The organism is Roseateles sp. (genome assembly GCF_965229315.1).
In the GTDB taxonomy this organism is placed as follows: Bacteria; Pseudomonadota; Gammaproteobacteria; order Burkholderiales; family Burkholderiaceae_C; genus Pelomonas.
Genome location: NZ_CBDDJA010000002.1, coordinates 873,814 through 895,405, shown reverse-complemented (window position 1 = coordinate 895,405; position 21,592 = coordinate 873,814). Strand labels below are relative to the sequence as shown.

The window sequence follows — 21,592 nt, the reverse complement described above, 5'->3', positions numbered from 1 at the left end:
AAAAAAGGGGCGACTGTCTGGCCGCCCCTTCTCGTTCGCGCTGCTGATTCAGAAGTTCAGCGTGCGCTTGTCCACGGCCAGGGCCGCCTCCTTGGTCGCCTCGGACAGCGACGGGTGCGCGTGGCAGATGCGCGCGATGTCCTCGGCCGAGGCCTTGAACTCCATCGCGACGACGGCTTCCGAGATCAGCTCCGATGCGAACGGGCCGATGATGTGCACGCCCAGGATCTCATCGGTGGTGGCATCGGCCAGGAACTTGACGAAGCCGGTCGTGTCGCCCAGCGCGCGGGCGCGGCCGTTGGCCAGGAAGGGGAACTGGCCGGCCTTGTAGGCCACGCCTTCGGCCTTCAACTGCTGCTCGGTCTTGCCGACCCAGGCGATCTCGGGGCTGGTGTAGATGACCCAGGGCACGGTGTTGAAGTTGACGTGCCCGTGCTGGCCGGCGATGCGCTCGGCCACCGCCACGCCCTCCTCCTCGGCCTTGTGCGCGAGCATGGGGCCGCGCACGACGTCGCCGATGGCCCAGACGCCGGGCAGGCTGGTCTTGCAGTCGTCATCCACGACGATGGCGCCGCGCTCGTCCAGCTTCAGGCCCACCGCGTCGGCGCCCAGGCCGATGGTGTTCGGCACGCGGCCGATGGAGACGATCAGCTTGTCGACCTCCAGCGTCCTGGCCTCGCCCTTGGCGTCGGTGTAGGCGACGCTGACACCCTTCTTGCCCGACTTGACCTCGCCGACCTTCACGCCGAGCTGGATGTCCAGGCCCTGCTTCTTGAAGACCTTGGCGGCCTCCTTGGCGACGCTCTCGTCCACCGCGCCGAGGAAGGCCGGCAGGCCTTCCAGCACGGTCACTTCGGCGCCCAGGCGGCGCCAGACGGAGCCCATCTCCAGGCCGATGACGCCGGCACCGATCAGGCCCAGCTTATTGGGCGTCGCGCCGACGCGCAGCGCGCCGTCGTTGGACAGGATGTGCTCTTCGTCGAACGGCACGCCGGGCAGCGCGCGGGCATTGGAGCCGGTGGCGATGATGACCTGCTTGGCGGCGATGGTTTCCTCGCCGGCCTTGAGCTCATAGCCGCCGTCCTTGGCGGCGACGAACGAGCCGCGGCCGTGGAAGAACGCGACCTTGTTCTTCTTGAACAGGTAGACGATGCCGTCGTTGTTCTGCTTCACGACCTGGTCCTTGCGGGCCAGCATCTTGGCGACGTCCATCTTGACGTTGTCGGCCGTGATGCCGTGGTCGGCGAAGTGGTGGTTCAGCTGCTCGTAGTGCTCGCTGGACTGCAGCAGCGCCTTGGACGGGATGCAGCCGACGTTGGTGCAGGTGCCGCCCAGGGCGGGGCCGCCCTTGTCGTTCTTCCACTCGTCGATGCAGGCCACGTTCATGCCCAGCTGGGCCGCGCGGATGGCGGCGATGTAGCCGCCCGGGCCACCGCCGATGACGACGACGTCGAATTGCTTGGTGCTCATGTGTATTCCTTGTCTACGCGAAACCCCGACGGATCGGGGCGTAGCGAGCGGCTTCAGGGCAAGGCGCGGGTGCCGCGGCACCGGAACGTAGCAGCGCTACGTGAGGATGCCAAGGACGGGCCCCGCAACGCCGCCATGAAGCCGCGCAGTAGCCCTCATCAAATGTCGAAGAGCAGGCGGGCGGGGTCTTCCAGGGCTTCCTTCATCGTCACCAGGCCCAGCACGGCTTCGCGGCCGTCGATGATGCGGTGGTCGTACGACATGGCGAGGTAGTTGATGGGGCGGATGACGATCTGGCCGTTCTCCACCACCGCGCGGTCCTTGGTGGCGTGCACGCCCAGGATGGCCGACTGCGGCGGGTTGATGATGGGCGTGGACAGCATGGAGCCGAAGGTGCCGCCGTTGGAGATGGAGAAGGTGCCACCGGTCAGGTCATCGATGGACAGCTTGCCTTCCTTGGCCTTGGCGCCGAACTCGGCGATCTTCTTCTCGATGTCGGCGAAGCTCATCTGGTCGACGTTGCGCAGCACCGGCACAACCAGGCCGCGCGGCGAACCCACCGCGATGCCGATGTCGAAGTAGCCGTGGTAGACGATGTCGTTGCCGTCGACCGACGCGTTGATGATGGGGTACTTCTTCAGCGCCGCCACGGCCGCCTTGACGAAGAAGCTCATGAAGCCCAGCTTGACGCCATGCTCCTTCTCGAACTTCTCCTGGAACTTCTTGCGCATCTCCATGACCGGGGCCATGTTGACTTCGTTGAAGGTGGTCAGGATGGCGTTGGTGGACTGCGACTGCAGCAGGCGCTCGGCGATGCGGGCGCGCAGGCGGGTCATGGGCACGCGCTGTTCGGGGCGGTCGCCGAGGTTTTGCTGAGCCGGCGCGGCCACGGCCGGCAGCGGCTTGGCGACGGCAGGCGCGGCGGGCACGACCAGCGGTGCAGTCACGGCAGCGGGCTTGGCGGCGGCGCCGAGGGCGTCGCCCTTGGTCACGCGGCCGTCCTTGCCGGAGCCGGCGACGTCAGTGGCGGCCAAGCCCTTCTCGGCCAGGATCTTGGCGGCGGCCGGCATGGCCACGTCGCCCTTGCTGCCGCCGGCTGCGGGAGCAGCAGCAGGAGCGGCAGCCGCAGCCGCAGCCGGGGCGGCGACGGACGCGGTCGTGGCGGGCGCGGCGACGCCGGCCTTGCCTTCGGTGTCGATCCTGGCAAGCAGTTCCTGGCTGACGACGGTGCTGCCGTCGGCCTTCAGGATCTCGGCGAGCACGCCGGCGGCGGGTGCCGGCACTTCGAGCACGACCTTGTCGGTCTCGATCTCGACGAGGGTCTCGTCGATGGCAACGGCTTCACCGGGCTTCTTCTTCCAGGTCAGCAGCGTGCCTTCGGAAACGGATTCGGAGAACTGGGGGGTCTGGACGTCAACGATGGCCATGGTGGGAGGCTCCGTGTCTTCTATTTGGGTGTGGGGTGCGCAGGCGCGAACAGGCGCAGCGCCAGGAAACCGGCGCTGCGCTGAACCGTCTTATTTGGTGAGGATGAAGCCCTTGAGCTTGGCGAAGGCCTGGTCGAGCAAGGCTTTCTGCTGCTCCTGGTGCAGGTGGGCGTAGCCGCAGGCCGGGCTGGCGCTGGCCGGGCGGCCTGCGTAGCCGAGCTTCTGGCCTTCGACCATGTTCTCGTGCACATAGTGCTGCACGAAGAACCAGGCGCCCTGGTTCTGCGGTTCGTCCTGGCACCAGACGATGTCGGTCGCGTGCGGGTACTTCTTCAGCTCGGCCGCGAAGGCCTTGTGCGGGAAGGGGTAGAGCTGCTCGACGCGCACGATGGCCACGTCGGCGGACTTCTTCTCGGCACGGGTGCGGACCAGGTCGTAATACACCTTGCCCGAGCAGACGATGACGCGCTTGACCTTCTCGGCATGGACCGTGGCGTCCTGCTCGCCGATGACGGTCTTGAACTCGCCCTTGGTGAACTCGACCAGCGGCGACGTCGCGTCCTTGGCACGCAGCAGGCTCTTGGGCGTCATGATGACCAAGGGCTTGCGGAACATGCGCAGCATCTGGCGGCGCAGCACGTGGAAGATCTGCGCGGCGTTGGTGGGCTGCACGATCTGCATGTTGTTGTCCGCGGCCAGCTGCATGAAGCGCTCCAGGCGAGCGGAGCTGTGCTCCGGGCCCTGGCCTTCGTAGCCGTGCGGCAGCATCATCGTCAGGCCGTTGGACCGGCCCCACTTCACTTCGCCGGAGGCGATGAACTGGTCGATGACGACCTGGGCGCCATTGACGAAATCGCCGAACTGCGCTTCCCAGATGGTCAGCGTGTTGGGTTCGGCGGCAGCGTAGCCGTACTCGAAGCCCAGCACCGCCTCTTCCGACAGGATGGAGTCGATGACCGTGAACGGCGCCTGGCCCTCGGCCACGTTCTGCAGCGGGATGTAGATTCCGTCATTCCAGCTGCTGCGGTTCTGGTCGTGCAGCACCGCGTGGCGGTGCGTGAACGTGCCGCGGCCGCTGTCCTCGCCGGACAGGCGCACCGGATAGCCGCTGGCCACCAGCGACGCAAAGGCCATGCTCTCGCCCATGCCCCAGTCGACGTTGACCTCGCCCCGGCCCATTGCGGCGCGGTCGCCGTAGAGCTTCTGCACCAGGTTGTGCGCGGCAAAGTCCTTGGGGATGGTGGTCAGCTTCTCGGCCAGGCGCTTCCACTCGGCCACCGGGATGGCCGTGTCGCAGCTGTCCGTCCACTTCTTGCCGAGGAAGGGCGACCAGTCGGTCGCGAACTTGCTCTTGAAGTTGGTCAGCACCGGGTCGACCGTGTGGCGGCCTTCGTCCATCGCGGCGCGGTAGGCCTTGACCATGTCGTCCGGGCCTTCGGCCGGCAGCACGTTCTGCGCGACCAGCTTGTCGGCATAGACCTTGCGCGTGCCGGGGTGGGCGGCGATCTTCTTGTACATCATCGGCTGCGTCAGCGCCGGCGTGTCCTGCTCGTTGTGGCCCAGCTTGCGGAAGCAGACGATGTCCAGCACGACGTCTTTCTTGAACTCCGCGCGGTAGTCCATGCACAGCTGCGTGGCCCACACGACGGCTTCGGCGTCGTCGCCGTTCACGTGCAGCACCGGGGCCTCGATCATCTTGACGACGTCGGAGCAGTACCAGGTGGAGCGCAGGTCGCGCGGGTCGCTGGTAGTGAAGCCGATCTGGTTGTTGATGACGATGTGCACCGTGCCACCCGTGCGGTAGCCGCGCGTCTGCGCCATGGCCAGCGTTTCCTGCACGACGCCCTGGCCACCGAAGGCCGCGTCGCCGTGCACCAGCACCGGCAGCACCTGGCTGCCGACGGTGTCGCCACGGCGGTCCTGGCGGGCGCGCACGCTGCCTTCCACGACCGGGTTGACGATTTCCAGGTGGGACGGGTTGAACGCCAGGCTCAGGTGGACCGGACCGCCCTGCGTGGACACGTCGGAGCTGAAGCCCTGGTGGTACTTCACGTCGCCGGCCGGCAGGTCTTCGGCGGCCTTGTGCTCGAACTCGGCGAACAGGTCGGCGGGCATCTTGCCCAGCGTGTTGACCAGCACGTTCAGGCGACCCCGGTGGGCCATGCCGATGACGATCTCCTGCACGCCGCGCTCGCCGCCGCGCTGGATCAGTTCGTCCATCGCCGCGATGAAGCTCTCGCCGCCTTCCAGCGAGAAGCGCTTCTGGCCGACGTACTTGGTGTGGAGGTAGCGCTCCAGGCCTTCGGCCGCGGTCAAGCGGTCGAGGATGTGCTTCTTCTCGTCGGGCGTGAAGGTCGGCTTGCCGCGCGCCTTCTCCAGGCGCTCCTGCCACCAGCGCTTTTCGCCGGGGTCGGAGCCGTGCATGAACTCGGAGCCGATGCTGCCGCAGTAGGTCTCGCGCAGCGCCTGCACGATCTGGCGCAGCGTCATCGTCTCGCCACCGAAGTAGCTGTTCACGGCGCTGAACGAGATGTCCATGTCGGACTCGGTCAGGTCATAGAACGCCGGGTCGAGCTCGGGAATCTTGGGGCGCTCGGCGCGCTTGAGGGGGTCCAGCTCCGCCCAGCGGTTGCCCAGGAAGCGATAGGCCGCGATCAGCGACTGCACGTGCACCTGCTTGCGGGCCACGGCCAGGTCGGCGCTGGAGGCCTTGGCGGCGAAGGCATTGGCCTTGGCGCGCTGGGCGAAGGATTCGACTACCGGGGCATGGGCCACGTCGCGGGCCTCGCTGCCATCGACCGCCGGGACATGCTGCAACGCGTCGAAGTAGGTGCGCCAGTTGTCGGGGACGGAGCCGGGGTTGTCGAGGTAGGCCTCGTACATTTCCTCCACATACGGCGCGTTTCCGCCGAACAGGTAGGAGTTGCCCTGGTATTGCTGCATCATCTTTCGCTCACCTCATGCCCCGGCTTCCAGGGAGTTGGCTGGTTGAAGAACCTTCCGCGACACGGCTCGACCGATTGGCGGATTGCGACCCACCTCCACTGTTGCCAGTGACAACAGCGAAAGGGACGGGAAGGATTGGTTGAATCTCAGGGGGCGAACTCTAGCACTCCGGGTTTGCCCGACAAGGCGGCGGGGCCGCGACAAAGTTGACACCCCCGTAAACTTGCGCGCGTGCCAGCCCCGACATTGAATGGCTGCACCCCAGGGACATTCAGGAGATCCCACATGCAAGTCCAGGTCGTTGACTACCGCGCTGCAGACGCGGCCGAAAAGTTCACCCGCTCCCTGCACGAGACCGGCTTCGGCGTGCTGACCAACCATCCCGTGCGCCAGGCGCTGGTCGAGAAGATCTACGCCGACTGGCTGGCCTTCTTCAACAGCGAGGCCAAGCACGACTTCGCGTTCTCGAAGGAGACGCAGGACGGCTATTTCTCGACGGCCATCTCGGAGACCGCCAAGGGCTCCACGCAGAAGGACATCAAGGAATACTTCCACGTCTACCCCTGGGGCCGCATCCCCGAGCCGCTGAAGCAGGACGCCCTCACCTACTACCGTGAGGCCAATGCGCTGGCCGAAGAACTGCTGGGCTGGGTCGAGCGCTACACGCCGCCCGAGATCGCCGCGAAGTACCGCGAGCCGCTGTCCCACATGATCCAGGGCAGCAGCAAGACGCTGCTGCGCGTGCTGCGCTACCCGCCGCTGACCGGCCACGAGCCCGAAGGCTCGCTGCGCGCTGCGGCGCATGGCGACATCAACCTGCTGACCATCCTGCCCGCCGCCAACGAGCCGGGCCTGCAGGTGCTGGGCACCGATGGCGCCTGGCACGACGTGCCCTGCGACTTCGGCACGCTGACCATCAACATCGGCGACATGCTGCAGGAAGCCTCCGAGGGCTACTACCCGTCCACGCAGCACCGCGTCGTCAACCCGACCGGCGAAGGCGCGAAGAAGAGCCGTGTGTCGCTGCCGCTGTTCCTGCACCCGCGCGACAACGTGGTGCTGAGCGACCGCTACACGGCGGACGCGTATCTGAACGAGCGGCTGCGGGAGCTGGGCGTCAAGACCTGAGGGCGCGGCCGCCCTGCGACGATCACGCCGTGAATCCACCGCGAGTGATCGAGATCCATCCTGACGCGCCGCCCAAGCCGGCCGTCGGGCAAGCCTGCAACGGCTGCGGCGTGTGCTGCCTGGCGGAGCCCTGCCCGCTGGGCGTGCTGTTGAGCCGGCGCACGACGGGCGCCTGCGTCGCGGTGCGCTGGCAGGGTGCGCGCTACGTGTGCGGCGCGCTGACGGCACAACCGCGTGGACTGCGCGGCTGGCTGGTGCGGCGCTGGATCGCGTCCGGCGCCGGTTGCGATTGCTCACTCGAAGCCGAGGGCAAGCCCTAGCGCAGATGCGGGGATGCGCGGCTAGGATTTTTGGCTTCTGCAGTCCCGAGGAAGCCGCATGAAATCCGTTCTCCGTCTGCTGCCGCTGCTGGCGGCCTTGGCACTGGGCGCCGCCACCGCCGCGCCGCTGCGCTGGGCCGCGCAGAACGACATCCTGACGCTGGACCCGCATGCGCAGGACCACAACACGTCCAACACCATCGGCACGCACATCTACGAAGGCCTCACGCGGCTGAGCCGCGACTACCGGCCCGAGCCGTCGCTGGCCACCAAGTGGACGTATGTGTCGCAGACGCAGGTGCGCTTCGACCTGCGCAAGGGCGTCAAGTTCCACGACGGCACGCCTTTCACGGCCGACGACGTGGTCTTCAGCTTCGGCCGCATCACGCAGCCGCAGGGCACCAAGCAGACCTATGTGTCGGGCATCAAAGAGGTGAAGAAGATCGACGACCACACGGTCGACCTGATCCTGGAAGCCCCGACGCCCATGCTGCTGCAGAACATCATCAGCTTCCCCATCATGAGCAAGTCGTGGTCGGAGAAGAACAAGACCACCAGCACGCAGGACTACAAGGCCAAGGAAGAGAACTACGCGTCGCGCAACGCCAATGGCACCGGCCCGTACAAGCTGGTGAGCTGGACGCCCGACCAGGCCGTCAAGATGACCATCAACAAGGACTGGTGGGACAAGACGACCAGCAACGTCACGGAGCTGACCTACCTACCGATCAAGAGCGCCCCCACGCGCGTGGCCGCGCTGCTGTCGGGCGACGTGGACATCGTCACCGACCTGCCGCCGCAGGACTTCTTCAAGCTCAAGGAGGACGGCAAGGTCAAGCTGCTGGAGGGCGCCGAGATCCGCACCATCTTCCTCGTCATGGACGAGGGCAGCGACGAGCTGCGCGAGTCCAGCGTGAAGGGCAGGAACCCGTTCAAGGACAGAAAAGTGCGCGAGGCCATGAACCTGGCGCTGGACCGCGAGGCCATCAAGCGCAGCATCATGCGCGGCCTGTCCGTGCCCGCCGCGCTGATGGTGCCGCCGGGCGTGAACGGCTATGACGCCGCGCTCGACAAGCCCGTCAAGCCCGACCTCGACAAGGCCCGCAAGCTGCTCGCCGAGGCCGGCTACCCGCAGGGCTTCGAGGTGCCGCTGCATTGCCCCAACAACCGCTACGTGAACGACGAGCAGGTCTGCCAGGCGGCGGTGTCGATGTTCGCCAAGATCGGCGTGAAGGCACGCCTCATCGCTGCGCCCTTCTCCACGCACAGCCAGACCTTCCAGCGCGGCGAGTCGCCGTTCTACATGCTGGGCTGGGGCGTCTCCACCTACGACGCGCTGTACGCCATGCAGGCCTGGGGCCACACGCGCACGACGGGCGCCGACGGCAACTTCAACTTCGGCAAGGTCAGCGACGCGACGCTGGACGGGCTGATCCAGCAGATCAAGTTCGAGCCCGACGTGCCCAAGCGCAATGCGCTCATCAGGGAGGCGCTGCTGCGCATCCGCGACGAGTCGCTGTTCATCCCCATCCACCACCAGATCCGGCCCTGGGCGATGAAGCCGAACGTGGACACCATCCACCGCTCCAACGACTACTTCGAAGCCCGCTACACCACCCTCAAATGAAGCCATCGACCGCACTCGCCGCCGCACTGCTGCTGGCCGCCGGCCTGGCGTCCCAGCCAGCTGCGGCCAACACCCTGCGCTGGGCCGCGCAGAACGACATCCAGACGCTGGACCCTCATTCGCAGAACCACTCGGCCACGACGACGATCACCGGCTACGTCTACGAGGGGCTGACGCGCTACACCGAGACCTTCGACGTGGAACCCGCGCTGGCGGCCAAGTGGACCTTCGTGACGCCCACGCAGGTGCGCTTCGAGCTGCGCCGCGGCGTGAAGTTCCACGACGGCACGCCGTTCACGGCGGACGACGTGGTGTTCAGCTTCCAGCGCATCCGCCATCCGGCAAGCAACATGGTCATCTACGCGTCGGGCGTGAAGGAGGCGAAGAAGATCGACGACTTCACCGTCGACCTGCTGCTGGACGGCCCGAACCCGGTGCTGCTGCGCAACCTGACCTTCGTGCGCGTCGTCAGCAAGGCCTGGGCGCAGAAGAACAAGGTCGAGAACCCGCAGGACTTCAAGGCCAAGGAGGACACCTTCGCCGCGCGCAACGCGATGGGCACGGGACCATTCAAGGTCGTGGCCTGGCAGCCGGACCAGCGCCTCAACATGGTCGCCAACAAGGACTGGTGGGACAAGCCCAAGGGCAACATCAGCGCCGTCACCTACCTGCCCATCAAGTCCGACGCGACGCGCGTGGCGGCGCTGCTGTCGGGCGACCTGGACCTGCTGACCGACCTGCCGCCGCAGGACGTCGCCAAGCTCAAGGCCGACCCGCGGCTGAAGGTCATCGAAGGGCCCGAGAACCGCACCATCTTCTTCGCGCTGGACCTGGGCAGCGACGAGATCAAGGGCGCCAGCGTGAAGGGCAGGAACCCGTTCAAGGACAGGCGCGTGCGCGAGGCCATGTCGGTCGCCATCGACCGCGAGGCCATCAAGCGCAGCCTGATGCGCGGCCTGGCCATCCCCGCGGCCGTCATGGTGGCCCCGGTGGCCTACGGCTGGTCGCAGGAGCTGGACGCGGCGCCGAAGGCCGACATCGCCCGCGCCAGACTGCTGATGGCCGATGCGGGCTACGCCGACGGCTTCGAGGTGCCGCTGGCCTGCCCCAACGACCGCTACGTCAACGACGAGGAAATCTGCCAGGCGGTCGTCTCGATGTGGGCGCGCATCGGCATCAAGGCGCGGCTGACGACGCAGCCGATGACGCAGCACTCCGCCGCGCTGCAGCGCTACGAGCTGCCGCTGTACCTGTACGGCTGGGGCGTGACCACCTTCGACGCGCAGTACACGCTGCAGGATATCGTCCACACCAAGACCGGCGGCGCCGACGGCAAGGGCAATTACTCACGCGTCAGCGACGCCCGGGTGGACGCGCTGGTGCAGCAGATGAAGGTCGAGACCGACGCGCCCAAGCGCCTGGCGCTGATGCAGGAAGCCTTGAAACGCACGCGGGACGAATACCTCTTCATCCCCATCCACCACCAGGTCCGCCCGTGGGCGATGAAGGCCGGCGTGACCATCCCGCACTCGGCGAATGACGCGCCGCAGGCGAAGTGGGCGACGGTGAAATGAACCACCTCCGACACGCGCTCTGCGCGGCCCTGCTGGCCGCGATGCTGGCCGGTTGCGCCGGCAATCGCCCGCTGGAATTCGCGCAGCCCGTGGCGCTCCAAGACGCACTGCCCGAGCACACGGCCATCTACCTCGTGCGGGCTCCGCACGACGGTGGCGTCATCGAGCTGATGCTGGACGGCCAACCCGTGGCCAGGCTGCCCGCCAACGGCTACACGACGGTCCAGGTGCGACCGGGCCAGCGACGGCTGACCGCCACGGCCAAAGGCTCGGGCAAAGACGGCCAAGTGGACTCGCTGCTGGAGGCCAAGCCCGGGGAGCGCCACTTCTACTACCTGGTCCAGCCCACCGACGTGAGGCCGAACCTGGGCGGCGCGCTCGTCGTCGTGCCCAAGCTGGTGTTGTTCCTCCCTTCCTATGGCGGCACACCGGTGCCCGCGGGCGCGCGCGTCTGGCAGGAGATGAGCGAAGCCGACGCGCAGGGCATGCTTGGCATCTCCAAACTGGTCATGCCAGAGCAGATGATTTACTGAACGCTGAGTTTGGCTGACTCGTACGCGGCGTGAGTTCCAATCCACGCCATGCACGACGCGCCCTTCCAGCCCACCCACATCACCCCCAGCGACGAGCAAGTCGCCATCCAGTTGCTCAAGACCCGGCTGCTGCTCGTGGAGGCCAATGCCGGCGCGGCGAAGACGACGACGCTGGCGTTGCGCATCGCGCAGGCGCTGCAGCGCGGTGCCCAAGCCGAGACCCTGCTCGCGCTGACGACGACGGCGCCCGCCGTCGCGGCGCTGAAGGCGCGGCTGGCGCACATCGGTGTGCCCAAGGCCACGGTCCAGAAGCTGCGCATCGACACCTTCGAGGCGTTCAGCCTGGCGGTGCTCGCGGCAGCCGAAGGCGAGAAGGCGCGCATCGTCACGTCGCGCGAGCAGGTGCAGCCCCATGTCGTGCGTGCCATCGAGCGCGCACAGTCGTTCCCGGATGAGCGCTATCCCGAGGACCTGGCGAACGACGCGATGCCGGCCGACCTGGTCGAAGGCCTGCTCAAGTCCTTCGACGTGCTGAAGGGCCGCATGGTCGTCGAGCACCTGGACGCCGAGGAGCGCTTGACGCCGGAGCGGGCCGAGGCGCTGGGTTTCGGCTACCTGACGATGCGTGTGTGGACCTGCTACGAGTTCATCCGCAAGGGCGGGCATCCGGACCGCCCCGAGTTCCGGTTCGACGGCGACGGCGTCTACGACCTGGCCCGGCTGCTGATGTCCGGCGAGATCGACACCCAGGACGACGTGCTGAAGCTGGGTCTCGCGCTGGTCTGCGTCGATGAGATGCATGACGTGAACCGCGCCGCCTTCACCGTGCTGAAGGCCGTGCTGGCCGCCAACCCGCGCGCGGCGTTCGTGGGCGTGGGCGACCGCGACCAGGTCATCCACGCGCAGACCGGCGCAGACGCCGCGTTCATGCGCGAGCACTTCCGGGCGGAGATCGGCACGCCAGAAGTCCTGCTCCTCACGCGCAGCCACCGCTTCAGCCCGCAGCTTGCCCTGCACGTCGGCGCGCTGGCGCGCAAGCCCTATGCCGCAGACGACGCGCTGCACACGGACATCCACCTGGAGCGCTGCGAGTCGCCCCGCCTCGCCGCCGAGTTCATCGCCCGCCAGGCGCAGGCGCATCACCAGCAGCAGGCGCTGGCCAGCCTGCGCGTGCTGCTGCGCCACGCGGCGCAGTCGGTGCTGATCGAGCATGCGCTGCTGCGCCATGGCATGGCCTACGGCTCGGTGGGCTTTGCGCCCTACCTGGAACGACCGGAGACGTTGCTGGTGCGGGGCCTGCACGCCCACGCCCGCAACGACTACAGCGGTTTCGCGGAGCCGGCGCAGCGCGCGCGTCTGCTGGACGCGCTGCTGCTGTTTTCCGGCGCCCGCATCGACAGCATCGAACTGCGCCACCTCGACAGCGCCGCGGCGCAGCGCGCCGCCGTCGCCGAGGCCGCCGCGCACGCGGACTCGACGCAGCGCTTTGTCGACGCCCACGTGCTGCGCAGTGCCAACCCCGCGGCGCGGCGGCCCCTGGAGGCCGCCCTGGCCCTCCTTCGCACCGGCGATGCCGAGGCCTTCGAGGCGTCGTTCATGAAGGCGCTGGACCCGCTGAAGCTGGCCTCCCGCGTGTTCGTGCGCCAGGACGATGCCGCGCAGGTGGCCGACAACGTCGCGCAGCTTCATGACCTGGCCGTGGCGGAGGCCGTGGAGGCAGGCGCCGGCGTGGATGGCGCGTTCCGCATGTTCTCGGCCATGGACGCCGCGCGGCGGCGCCTGCGCGCCAGCGACCGCGTCGTGCTGTCCAGCATCGAGGCGGCCAAGGGCCTGGAGTTCGACCACGTCGTCATCCCGCACCTGTCGCACGGCCAGTTCAGCGCCGCGTCGGCGGAGCACCGCAACCTGCTGTACGTCGCGATGACGCGCGCAAGGCGGCGCCTCACGCTGGTCTTCGACCCGCAGCGCCCGTCCCGCTTCCTGAAGGACGCGGCGCTGGTGGACTGAGCGGCGATGATGCCGCCCTCATGAAGCCCCCCGTCATCAACTTCTCCACGCTGCAGGCGGCGGTCGAGATCACCGCCACCCTCGCCTTCGCGCTGTCGGGCCTGCTGGCTGGCGCGCGCAAGCAGCTCGACGTCGTCGGCCTGTGCGTCGTCGCGGGCCTGTCGGCCTTCGGCGGCGGCACGCTGCGCGACGTGCTGCTGGACCGCCGGCCGTTCTTCTGGGTCGACCACGCCGACTGGCTGTGGGCGCTGATGGCGCTGTGCCTCGCGGCCATGCTGCTGATGCGCCGGCGCCACCTGGCGCTGACCGAGCGCGCCATCCAGTGGCCCGACGCACTGGGGCTGGGCCTGTTCACGGCCAACGGCACGCTGGTGGCGCTGGACGCGGGCATGCCGGCCATCGTGGCCGTGCTGATGGGCGTCATCACGGCCACCTTCGGCGGCGTGCTGCGCGACATCGTCTGCAACGAGATCCCCGCCGCCTTCCACGACCACCGGCCCTACGCGCTGTGCAGCTTCGTGGGCGGCTGGGTCATGGTCGCGGCGGTGGCACTGGACGCGCCGCAGTGGGCCGCCATCAGCGCCACGGCCGCCACCGCCGTGCTGCTGCGCGGGCTGGCGCTGCGGACGGGCTGGACGCTGCCGGCCTGGCGTATCAACAAGCGCTGACGCGTGACGGTACGGCGCCGCTGGTTCCCGCCAGCGCCGTACGGATTTCCTCAGTTGAAGTGGCCTGGGCGCAGCCCTAATCTCGCGTGCACACGTTCAGACAGGAGACGCACCATGGCCACCAAACTCGACCCCATCATCTGGGGCAAGGACAAGTCCATCAACTACAGCAAGATCTCCGTGGGTGCGCTGGCCAAGGCCGTCAGCGAGGACCTGGAGGAGTTCGGCGAAAAGGGCGTGCAGGGCGTCAAGCTGGGCAGCAACCTTGGCAACTTCCTGAACTACGAGAAGGCAGCCAAGCGGGCGGCCGATCCGTACTACGTGCTCGGCGTGCACAGCAACGGCAGCCTGATCCTGGTGCTGCGCGACAAGAAGAATGACAAGTTCGAGGCGATGGAGGTCGCCGTGAAGGGCTACGAGGCGATCAAGGCCAAGTTGGCCAACGCCAGCGCCAAGGTGGTGAACATCTCCAAGGACAAGGAAGAGTCCATCATCAAGGGCGCCTCCGCGGCGCAGGCCGACAAGTTCAAGACCACCGTCTCGAACGACGACAACCCGGACTTCGGCGGCATCACGGGCACCGTCATCCTGTGCGCGCACGGCCGGCCGAAAGCGCTGCCTTCGGGCCGCATCATTGGCGACGAGTTCGGCCACCGCAAGCCCGAGGACATCGTCAAGCTGCTGACCGGGCACAAGAAGGCCAGCGAACGCATCGGCAAGGACTTCAGCGGCAAGATCGTGCTGAGCGGCTGTTTCACGGCCTCCGGCGGCCCCGAGGGCAGCAAGCAGGACGACGTGTTCGCCGGCAAGGTGCTGTCGCTGCTGCGCAAGAAGGGCTACGCCAAGGCCGTGGTCGTCGGCATGCCCGGCCCCTCGATCACCGCACGGGAGGACGGCGAGAAGGCCGGCGACGGCACGTCCATGAAGCGTGGCGACAAGCACGTGCTGGTCAACCAGAACACCGCGGAGAACGCGCGCAAGCTGGCCAAGCTGGAGGCCGAGGAGAAGAAGCTGGCCGACAAGGTGTCGGACTGCGCGAAGGCCTACAACAAGCTGCTGGAGCCGCGCAACGACGCCAACGACAAGTACAACGACCTGCTCAAGCAGTTCAAGGATGCGAAGGCCGCAACGACCCTGGACGCGAAGGCCTTCCTGGCCGCCCCCAAGACCGTCAAGCTCGGCACGGACATCAAGGCCGCGAAGAAGACCTTCGACGGCCTCGACGCCAAGCTCAAGGATGCGCGCAAGGACTACGACAAGGCCAAGACGGCTCACGACACCAAGGCCAAGGCCATCGACGACACCGGATTGCGCAAGACCATGGCCAAGGTCACCGGCAGCTTCGGGCTGCGACAGATCAACTGAGCCCTGCTTCAGTCTGAGCCAACGAAACGACCGCCCGAAGGCGGCCGTTGCACAGCGCGGCGTCTTCTCAGTTCAATGCCAGGCGCGCCCGCGCGGCGGCGTACTCGCGCTTGAGCCGCGCCACCAGTTCGCCTGCGGGCACCACCTCGTGGATGGCGCCCACGCCCTGGCCGCTGCCCCAGATGTCCTTCCAGGCCTTGGCCGCGCCGCCGCCGAAGTTCATCGCGCTGGGATCGCTGTCGGGCAGGTTGTCGGGGTCCAGGCCGGCAGCCACCACGGAGCCGCGCAGGTAGTTGCCGTGCACGCCGGTGAACAGGTTGCTGTAGACGATGTCGTCGCTGTTGCTGGCCACGATCATCTGCTTGTAGGCGTCGCTGGCGCGGGCCTCGGTCGTCGCGATGAAGGCCGAGCCGATGTAGCCCAGGTCGGCGCCCATGGCCTGCGCGGCCAGCACGGCGCCGCCCGAGGCGATGGCGCCCGACAGCGCCACGGGGCCGTCGAACCACTCGCGGATTTCCTGGATCAGCGCGAACGGGCTCTTCACGCCCGCATGGCCGCCCGCGCCGGCCGCCACGGCGATGAGGCCGTCGGCGCCCTTCTCGATGGCCTTCTTCGCGAACTTGTTGTTGATGATGTCGTGCAGCACGATGCCGCCCCAGGCGTGCACGGCCTGGTTCACGTCTTCACGCGCGCCCAGGCTGGTGATGATGATCGGCACCTTGTACTTGGCGCAGACCGCCATGTCGTGCTGCAGGCGCTCGTTGCTCTTGTGCACGATCTGGTTGATGGCGAACGGCGCGGCGGGCTTGTCGGGGTTGGCGCGGTTGTGGGCCGCCAGCTCTGTCGTGATCTCGGCCAGCCATTCGTCCAGCAGCTCGGCAGGCCGGGCATTGAGCGCCGGCATGGAGCCGACGATGCCGGCCTTGCACTGCTCGATGACGAGCCTGGGGTTGCTGATGATGAACAGCGGCGAACCGATGACCGGCAGCGGCAGGTTCTTCAGGATCGGGGGCAAGGCCAAGTTCAGTCTCCTCAGAAGGCTTCGAGCGACAGCTCGGTGACGCTGTCGGCGCCATCGACGATGGCGGCACGCAGCGACGCGGTGCGCGGCAGGATGTGCTCGGCGTAGAAACGCGCGGTCACGATCTTGGCGGTCATGAAATCCTTGTCAGTCGCCAACGCGTCTTCCGCCGCGATCAGCGCGCGTGCCAGTTGCCAGCCGGCGACGAGGTTGCCCGCCAGCATCAGGTAGGGCACAGAGCCGGCGTAGGCCGCATTGGGGTTGCCCTTGGCCGAGCCGGCGATGAAGTCCACGGCGGCGAGGAAGTCCTCGCGCGAGGCGCGCAACGCCTTCAGCACGGACTTGGCGGCGGCGCTGTCGCGCTTCGCCAGTTCGCCTTCCGTAGCCTCGACCCGGCCGGCGATGCCGCGCGCCACAGCACCGCCGTCTCGCGAGGTCTTGCGGCCCACCAGGTCGTTGGCCTGGATGGCGGTCGTGCCTTCGTAGATGGTCAGGATCTTGGCGTCGCGGTAGTACTGCGCCGCGCCGGTCTCCTCGATGAAGCCCATGCCGCCGTGCACCTGCACGCCCAGCGACGTGACCTCCAGGCTCATCTCGGTGCTGTAGCCCTTCACCAGCGGCACCATGAAGTCGTAGAAGGCCTGGTTCTGCTGGCGCGCGTCGGCGTCAGGGTGGTGATGCGCGGCGTCGAACGCCGCCGCGGCCGTGCTGGCCATCGCGCGGCAACCCTCGGTCAGCGCGCGCATCGTCATCAGCATGCGGCGCACGTCGGGGTGATGGATGATGGATGCGGGGCCGGCCACCGAGCCGTCCACGGGGCGCGACTGCACGCGGTCCTTCGCATAGGCCGCAGCCTTCTGGTAGGCCCGGTCGGCGATGCCAATGCCCTGGATGCCGACACCGTAGCGGGCCGCGTTCATCATGATGAACATGTACTCCAGGCCGCGGTTCTCCTGGCCGATCAAGGTACCGACGGCGCCGCCGTGGTCGCCGAACTGCAGCACCGCCGTGGGGCTGGCCTTGATGCCCATCTTGTGCTCGATGGACACGCAGTGCGCGTCATTGCGCGCGCCCAGCGAGCCGTCCGCATTGACGAGAAACTTGGGCACCAGGAACAGGCTGATGCCCTTCACGCCCTCCGGCGCACCGACCACGCGGGCCAGCACGAGGTGGACGATGTTCTCGGCCATGTCGTGCTCGCCGTAGGTGATGAAGATCTTGGTGCCGAACACCTTGTAGGTGCCGTCGCCTTGAGGCTCGGCGCGCGTGCGCACCAGCGCCAGGTCCGAGCCGGCCTGCGGCTCGGTGAGGTTCATCGTGCCGGTCCACGAGCCGTCCAGCAGCTTGGGGATGTAGACGGACTTCTGCTCGTCGGTGCCGGCGGTCAGCAGCGCCTCGACGGCGCCGTCGGTCAGCAGCGGGCAGAGGGCAAAGCTCATGTTGGCGGCCTGCAGCATCTCGTTGCAGGCCGCCGCGATGGTCTTGGGCGCGCCCTGGCCGCCGAACTCGGTCGGGTGCACCAGCCCCTGCCAGCCGCCCTCCGCATACGCGCGAAAGGCCTGCTTGAAGCCGGGCGTCGTCGTGACGACGCCGTCCTTCCAACTGGACGGGTTCTTGTCGCCTTCGAAGTTCAGCGGCGCGATGACGTCCTGAGTCAGCTTGGCGCACTCCTCCAGCACGGCAGCGGCCGTGTCCAGGCCGAAGTCGGCGAAGGCGGGGATCTGTTCGGTCAGCGTCTGCAGGCCAGCCAGGTGCTGGATGTTGAAGAGCATGTCCTTGACGGGCGCTTGGTAACTCATTTGTTCCTCCTGGCGGAAACAAAAAGGGCGCCGCGACGACGAAGGTCGGGGCGCCCGGTGTGATGTCGGCGTGGGGGATTTACAGCGCGGCGACGAGTTCCGGCACGGCCGTGAACAGGTCGGCTTCCAGGCCGTAGTCGGCCACCGAGAAGATCGGCGCTTCCGGGTCCTTGTTGATGGCCACGATGACCTTGGAGTCCTTCATGCCGGCCAGATGCTGGATGGCGCCGGAGATGCCCGCCGCGATGTAGAGCTGCGGCGCGACGATCTTGCCGGTCTGGCCGACCTGCCAGTCGTTGGGCGCATAGCCCGCGTCGACGGCGGCGCGCGAGGCGCCCAGCGCCGCGCCGAGCTTGTCGGCCAGCGGCGTCAGCACTTCCATGAACTTGTCGTTCGAACCCAGCGCGCGGCCACCCGACACGATGATCTTGGCGGCGGTCAGCTCGGGACGGTCGCTCTTGGTCACCTCGCGGCCGACGAAGCTGCTCTTGCCGCTGTCCGCGGAAGCCGCCACGGTGTCCACGGCGGCCGAGCCACCACTGGCGGCGGCCGGGTCGAAGCCGGTCGTGCGCACGGTGACGACCTTGGTGGCGTCGCTGCTCTGCACGGTGGCGATGGCGTTGCCGGCGTAGATCGGGCGCTCGAACGTGTCGGCGCTGATGACCTTGGTGATGTCGCTGACCTGGGCCACGTCCAGCAGCGCGGCGACGCGCGGGGCGACATTCTTGCCGGCGGCGGTGGCGGGGAAGAGGATGTGGCTGTAGCCCGAGGCGAGTGCCACGACCTGCGCGGCGACGTTCTCGGCCAGGCCTTCGGCCAGCGCGGCCGAGTCGGCATGCAGCACCTTGGCGACGCCGGCGATCTGCGCGGCGGCGGCGGCAGCGGCAGCGGCGTTGTGGCCAGCCACCAGCACGTGCACGTCGCCACCGGTGGCGATGGCGGCGGTGACGGTGTTCAGCGTGGCGCCCTTGATCGAGGCGTTGTCGTGTTCGGCAATTACAAGGGCAGTCATCAGATCACCTTCGCTTCAGTCTTCAACTTGTTCACCAGGGTCGCCACATCGGGCACCTTCACACCGGCACCGCGCTTGGGCGGCTCGCTGACCTTCAGCGTCTTGATGCGCGGCGTCACGTCCACGCCCAGGTCGGCGGGCTTGACGATGTCGAGCGGCTTCTTCTTGGCCTTCATGATGTTGGGCAGCGTCACGTAACGCGGCTCGTTCAGGCGCAGGTCGGTCGTGATGACGGCCGGCAGGCTCAGGGACACGGTCTCCAGACCGCCGTCCACCTCGCGCGTCACGTTGACCTTGTCGCCGGCCACTTCCACCTTGCTGGCGAAGGTGCCTTGCGCCATGCCGGTGAGGGCCGCCAGCATCTGGCCGGTCTGGTTGCAATCGTCGTCGATGGCCTGCTTGCCGAGGATGACGAGCTGCGGCTGCTCCTTGTCGATCAGTGCCTTCAGCAGCTTGGCGACGGCCAGCGGCTGCAGTTCGAGGTCGGCGGGCGTTTCCACCAGGATGGCGCGGTCGGCGCCGATGGCCATCGCGGTGCGCAGCGTCTCCTGGCACTGCGTGACGCCGCAGGACACGGCGATGACCTCGGTGACGACGCCCTTCTCCTTCAGCCGCACGGCCTCTTCGACGGCGATCTCGTCGAAGGGGTTCATCGACATCTTCACGTTGGCAATGTCGACGCCCGTGCCGTCGCTCTTCACGCGCACCTTGACGTTGTAGTCGACGACGCGTTTGACAGGAACCAAGACCTTCATCGAAAACTCCAGCTCGAATTGACGTAAACGTTAACCAGATTCTACGGTGGCTCCCCGCCGGAGCCGCGCACAAAAAAGCACGATCGTTCGATTCTAGCGAGGCCGCCAGCCCCTGCGGATGGCCTCAGTTTGGAGAGGTCTCTCGAATCGCGAAGCTAGACTCCTCGCCCCCATGCAGAGCGCCGCTATTCCTGGCCGAGAGATCGGCGTTTTCGACTCCGGCGTCGGCGGTTTCACCGTACTGCGCGAACTGCGCGAGCTGTTGCCCCAGGCCCGCCTGCGCTATCTGGCCGACACCGCCTACGCCCCTTACGGCAACCTCAGCCCCGAGGCGATCCGCGCACGCAGTTTCGCGATCACGGCACACCTGCTGGCCCGCGGGGCCGGCCTCGTCGTCATCGCCTGCAACACGGCCACGGCCCATGCCATCGAGGCGCTGCGGGCCCACTGGCCGGGCGTGCCGTTCGTCGGCACGGAGCCGGGCATCAAGCCGGCCGTCGCGGCGACGCGCAACGGCCGCATCGGCCTGCTGGCCACGCCGGCCACGGCCGCCAGCCCCCGGCTGCGCGCGCTGATCGAGCGCCACGCGCAGGGGCGCGAGGTCGTCGTGCAGGGTTGCCCGGGCATCGTGGACCACATCGAGGCGGGCGACCTCGACAGCCAGGCGCTGCGCGAACTCGTCGAGCGCCACTGCACACCGCTGCGCGCGGTCGGTGTGGACACCGCGCTGCTGGGCTGCACGCACTACCCGCTCATCGAGCGGCTGTGGCAGGCGGCGTTGGGGCCGCACGTGAAGCTGCTGCGCATCGAGACCGCCGTGGCGCGACGCGCGGTCGACCTGTGGGTACCGGCCCCCGGCAGCCAGCCGGCGCTGCAGATCGAAACCAGCGGCGACCCGCGTGCACTGGGCGACTGGGTGGAGCGGGTGCTCGGCTGGCGGGGCCCGGACGTCCACGCCTGGCAACCCGAAAACGCCGCGCCTTAGCCGCCAAGACCCTGGCGGAATCGCGCCTGTTGCACCTGCAGTTCCTGCTGCGCAACGCCCAGACTCGCTGCGCTGAAATCGCGCGTGTCGGACGTGTGCATCAGCAGGGCCTGGGTCTCGTTGGCCATCAACTCTTCATTGCGGCGGTCGTAGCCCAGCCCGTCCAGGTAGCGGCGCCAGGCGCGGCGCTCGGGTTCGGTCAGGACCTCGTGCCAGAAGCGCAGGCAGTGCTCGCGATAGGCCTCGTCGGTGAAGAAGCGGCCGTGGCTGAGTTCGTGACGCAGCACGGAGACTCGCCGCGTGGCGTCCATGCCTTCATCGGCGAACGTGCCCGGATCGTCAAGCTGCGGCGCGCTGAAGCTCACCAGGGCGCCGACGCCGGTGCTGACGTAGCCTGCAGTGGCGTCCGGCGCAAGGGCGATCAGCTCCGCCTGCAGCAGCAGCGTGAGCAGGCGCTGCTCCTCGACATTCAGCGCGATGCCCTGGGCCTGTGCCAAGGTGAAGAAGCGGGCCAGGCCTTCGGCCGGATAGTCATGGCCGAGGAAGAAGCTGGCCGCACTGTCGCCGCTCGATGCGACCAACGCCTGCAACTGCTCGTCATCCAGCACCCGGTCACGGCTGCCCTGGCCCTTTTCGAGCAGGGCCGCGATGCGGTTCAGCGCCTGCCCCTGCACCGGCAATCCCGGGAACTGCACGACCAGCACGGCGGGATAGTCGCGCCAGCGGCGCACGATCCAGTCCTGCCGGGCGACCTCGGCCAGCAAGCCGTCCACGCCCGCCACAGGGATGCCCAACCGCGTGGCCACGGGCACCGGCAACGTGGACGCCGGGACGGCAGCGGCGGGCGCGCCCTGCGCCCACATGAGGCGCCAGGCCAGCACAGCGGCCCCGGCCAGCAGCAGCGCAAGGCACAGCCAGCCCAGCCACGAGCGCTGCAGCGGCGACACGAGGCGCG

The 21,592-nt window shown here is 67.9% G+C and carries 17 protein-coding genes; 9 read left to right on the top strand and 8 right to left on the bottom strand.

Translation table 11 applies throughout. From position 1 onward, the window contains the following. Window positions 1-48: 48 nt before the first annotated feature. The 3 genes from lpdA to ACO07H_RS08890 all read right to left on the bottom strand — a co-directional run bounded on the left by lpdA (window position 49) and on the right by ACO07H_RS08890 (window position 5,843). Window positions 49-1,470 carry a dihydrolipoyl dehydrogenase gene (gene lpdA, locus ACO07H_RS08900; protein WP_422013213.1) on the bottom strand — a complete coding sequence of 474 codons (1,422 nt, stop codon included), beginning with the start codon at window positions 1,468-1,470 and terminating at the stop codon, window positions 49-51. A gap of 158 nt (window positions 1,471-1,628) precedes the next feature. Further along, window positions 1,629-2,897, bottom strand: coding sequence for a 2-oxoglutarate dehydrogenase complex dihydrolipoyllysine-residue succinyltransferase (gene odhB / locus ACO07H_RS08895; RefSeq protein WP_422013211.1), 1,269 nt, complete (start codon window positions 2,895-2,897; stop codon window positions 1,629-1,631). Between the two features lie 90 nt (window positions 2,898-2,987). After that, the gene (locus ACO07H_RS08890) at window positions 2,988-5,843 is read right to left on the bottom strand and encodes a 2-oxoglutarate dehydrogenase E1 component (protein WP_422013209.1); all 2,856 of its coding nucleotides are present in this window, start codon (window positions 5,841-5,843) and stop codon (window positions 2,988-2,990) included. A 285-nt stretch (window positions 5,844-6,128) separates the two neighbouring features. Between ACO07H_RS08890 and ACO07H_RS08885 the strand changes: the two genes are divergently transcribed. The 8 genes from ACO07H_RS08885 (at window position 6,129) to ACO07H_RS08850 (ending at window position 15,065) form a co-directional block, all read left to right on the top strand. After that, window positions 6,129-6,971, top strand: coding sequence for a 2OG-Fe(II) oxygenase family protein (locus tag ACO07H_RS08885; protein ID WP_422013207.1), 843 nt, complete (start codon window positions 6,129-6,131; stop codon window positions 6,969-6,971). Between the two features lie 29 nt (window positions 6,972-7,000). Continuing rightward, a complete protein-coding gene (locus ACO07H_RS08880; RefSeq protein ID WP_422013205.1) occupies window positions 7,001-7,291 on the top strand; it encodes a hypothetical protein in 291 nt (96 codons plus the stop codon). Between the two features lie 58 nt (window positions 7,292-7,349). After that, window positions 7,350-8,918, top strand: coding sequence for an ABC transporter substrate-binding protein (locus ACO07H_RS08875; protein ID WP_422013203.1), 1,569 nt, complete (start codon window positions 7,350-7,352; stop codon window positions 8,916-8,918). Next, on the top strand, window positions 8,915-10,492 hold the full coding sequence (locus ACO07H_RS08870; RefSeq protein ID WP_422013201.1) for an ABC transporter substrate-binding protein: 1,578 nt from the start codon (window positions 8,915-8,917) through the stop codon (window positions 10,490-10,492). Before ACO07H_RS08875 ends, ACO07H_RS08870 begins: the two co-directional genes overlap by 4 nt. Beyond that, a complete protein-coding gene (locus ACO07H_RS08865) occupies window positions 10,489-11,025 on the top strand; it encodes a hypothetical protein (protein WP_422013199.1) in 537 nt (178 codons plus the stop codon). Before ACO07H_RS08870 ends, ACO07H_RS08865 begins: the two co-directional genes overlap by 4 nt. A gap of 48 nt (window positions 11,026-11,073) precedes the next feature. Further along, window positions 11,074-13,032 carry a 3'-5' exonuclease gene (locus ACO07H_RS08860; RefSeq protein ID WP_422013197.1) on the top strand — a complete coding sequence of 653 codons (1,959 nt, stop codon included), beginning with the start codon at window positions 11,074-11,076 and terminating at the stop codon, window positions 13,030-13,032. A gap of 20 nt (window positions 13,033-13,052) precedes the next feature. Then, window positions 13,053-13,700, top strand: a complete 648-nt coding sequence (locus ACO07H_RS08855; protein WP_422013195.1) for a trimeric intracellular cation channel family protein — start codon at window positions 13,053-13,055, stop codon at window positions 13,698-13,700. Window positions 13,701-13,814: 114 nt separating this feature from the next. Continuing rightward, window positions 13,815-15,065, top strand: coding sequence for a hypothetical protein (locus ACO07H_RS08850; protein ID WP_422013193.1), 1,251 nt, complete (start codon window positions 13,815-13,817; stop codon window positions 15,063-15,065). A gap of 67 nt (window positions 15,066-15,132) precedes the next feature. On the opposite strand, the gene ACO07H_RS08845 is transcribed toward ACO07H_RS08850, so the two are convergent. The 4 genes from ACO07H_RS08845 to ACO07H_RS08830 all read right to left on the bottom strand — a co-directional run bounded on the left by ACO07H_RS08845 (window position 15,133) and on the right by ACO07H_RS08830 (window position 19,652). Beyond that, window positions 15,133-16,092: an NAD(P)H-dependent flavin oxidoreductase gene (locus tag ACO07H_RS08845; RefSeq protein WP_422018615.1), complete on the bottom strand. Its 960-nt coding sequence runs from the start codon at window positions 16,090-16,092 to the stop codon at window positions 15,133-15,135. A gap of 5 nt (window positions 16,093-16,097) precedes the next feature. Then, a complete protein-coding gene (locus tag ACO07H_RS08840) occupies window positions 16,098-17,885 on the bottom strand; it encodes an acyl-CoA dehydrogenase (protein WP_422013191.1) in 1,788 nt (595 codons plus the stop codon). 79 nt (window positions 17,886-17,964) lie between these two features. After that, on the bottom strand, window positions 17,965-18,897 hold the full coding sequence (locus tag ACO07H_RS08835; RefSeq protein WP_422013189.1) for an electron transfer flavoprotein subunit alpha/FixB family protein: 933 nt from the start codon (window positions 18,895-18,897) through the stop codon (window positions 17,965-17,967). Next, entirely contained in the window at window positions 18,897-19,652 is a 756-nt protein-coding gene (locus tag ACO07H_RS08830; protein WP_422013187.1) for an electron transfer flavoprotein subunit beta/FixA family protein, read from the bottom strand. The genes ACO07H_RS08835 and ACO07H_RS08830 overlap by 1 nt, the downstream gene beginning before the upstream one ends. 172 nt (window positions 19,653-19,824) lie before the next feature. Between ACO07H_RS08830 and murI the strand changes: the two genes are divergently transcribed. Then, complete coding sequence (gene murI / locus ACO07H_RS08825) at window positions 19,825-20,637, top strand: glutamate racemase (RefSeq protein WP_422013185.1); 813 nt, start codon at window positions 19,825-19,827, stop codon at window positions 20,635-20,637. Here murI and ACO07H_RS08820 read toward each other — a convergent pair. Further along, on the bottom strand, window positions 20,634-21,584 hold the full coding sequence (locus ACO07H_RS08820) for a hypothetical protein (protein ID WP_422013183.1): 951 nt from the start codon (window positions 21,582-21,584) through the stop codon (window positions 20,634-20,636). The two genes, murI and ACO07H_RS08820, sit on opposite strands and share 4 nt — an antisense overlap. Window positions 21,585-21,592 lie beyond the last annotated feature (8 nt).

What these genes read in the sequence shown, in the direction of transcription:
- ACO07H_RS08855 (WP_422013195.1), top strand. Translation starts at nt 13,053, where the DNA reads ATGAAGCCCCCCGTCATCAACTTCTCCACGCTGCAGGCGGCGGTCGAG.
- ACO07H_RS08890 (WP_422013209.1), bottom strand. Translation starts at nt 5,843, where the DNA reads ATGATGCAGCAATACCAGGGCAACTCCTACCTGTTCGGCGGAAACGCG.
- ACO07H_RS08875 (WP_422013203.1), top strand. Translation starts at nt 7,350, where the DNA reads ATGAAATCCGTTCTCCGTCTGCTGCCGCTGCTGGCGGCCTTGGCACTG.
- ACO07H_RS08860 (WP_422013197.1), top strand. Translation starts at nt 11,074, where the DNA reads ATGCACGACGCGCCCTTCCAGCCCACCCACATCACCCCCAGCGACGAG.
- ACO07H_RS08870 (WP_422013201.1), top strand. Translation starts at nt 8,915, where the DNA reads ATGAAGCCATCGACCGCACTCGCCGCCGCACTGCTGCTGGCCGCCGGC.
- ACO07H_RS08835 (WP_422013189.1), bottom strand. Translation starts at nt 18,897, where the DNA reads ATGACTGCCCTTGTAATTGCCGAACACGACAACGCCTCGATCAAGGGC.
- lpdA (WP_422013213.1), bottom strand. Translation starts at nt 1,470, where the DNA reads ATGAGCACCAAGCAATTCGACGTCGTCGTCATCGGCGGTGGCCCGGGC.
- ACO07H_RS08830 (WP_422013187.1), bottom strand. Translation starts at nt 19,652, where the DNA reads ATGAAGGTCTTGGTTCCTGTCAAACGCGTCGTCGACTACAACGTCAAG.
- odhB (WP_422013211.1), bottom strand. Translation starts at nt 2,897, where the DNA reads ATGGCCATCGTTGACGTCCAGACCCCCCAGTTCTCCGAATCCGTTTCC.
- murI (WP_422013185.1), top strand. Translation starts at nt 19,825, where the DNA reads ATGCAGAGCGCCGCTATTCCTGGCCGAGAGATCGGCGTTTTCGACTCC.
- ACO07H_RS08885 (WP_422013207.1), top strand. Translation starts at nt 6,129, where the DNA reads ATGCAAGTCCAGGTCGTTGACTACCGCGCTGCAGACGCGGCCGAAAAG.
- ACO07H_RS08850 (WP_422013193.1), top strand. Translation starts at nt 13,815, where the DNA reads ATGGCCACCAAACTCGACCCCATCATCTGGGGCAAGGACAAGTCCATC.
- ACO07H_RS08865 (WP_422013199.1), top strand. Translation starts at nt 10,489, where the DNA reads ATGAACCACCTCCGACACGCGCTCTGCGCGGCCCTGCTGGCCGCGATG.
- ACO07H_RS08840 (WP_422013191.1), bottom strand. Translation starts at nt 17,885, where the DNA reads ATGAGTTACCAAGCGCCCGTCAAGGACATGCTCTTCAACATCCAGCAC.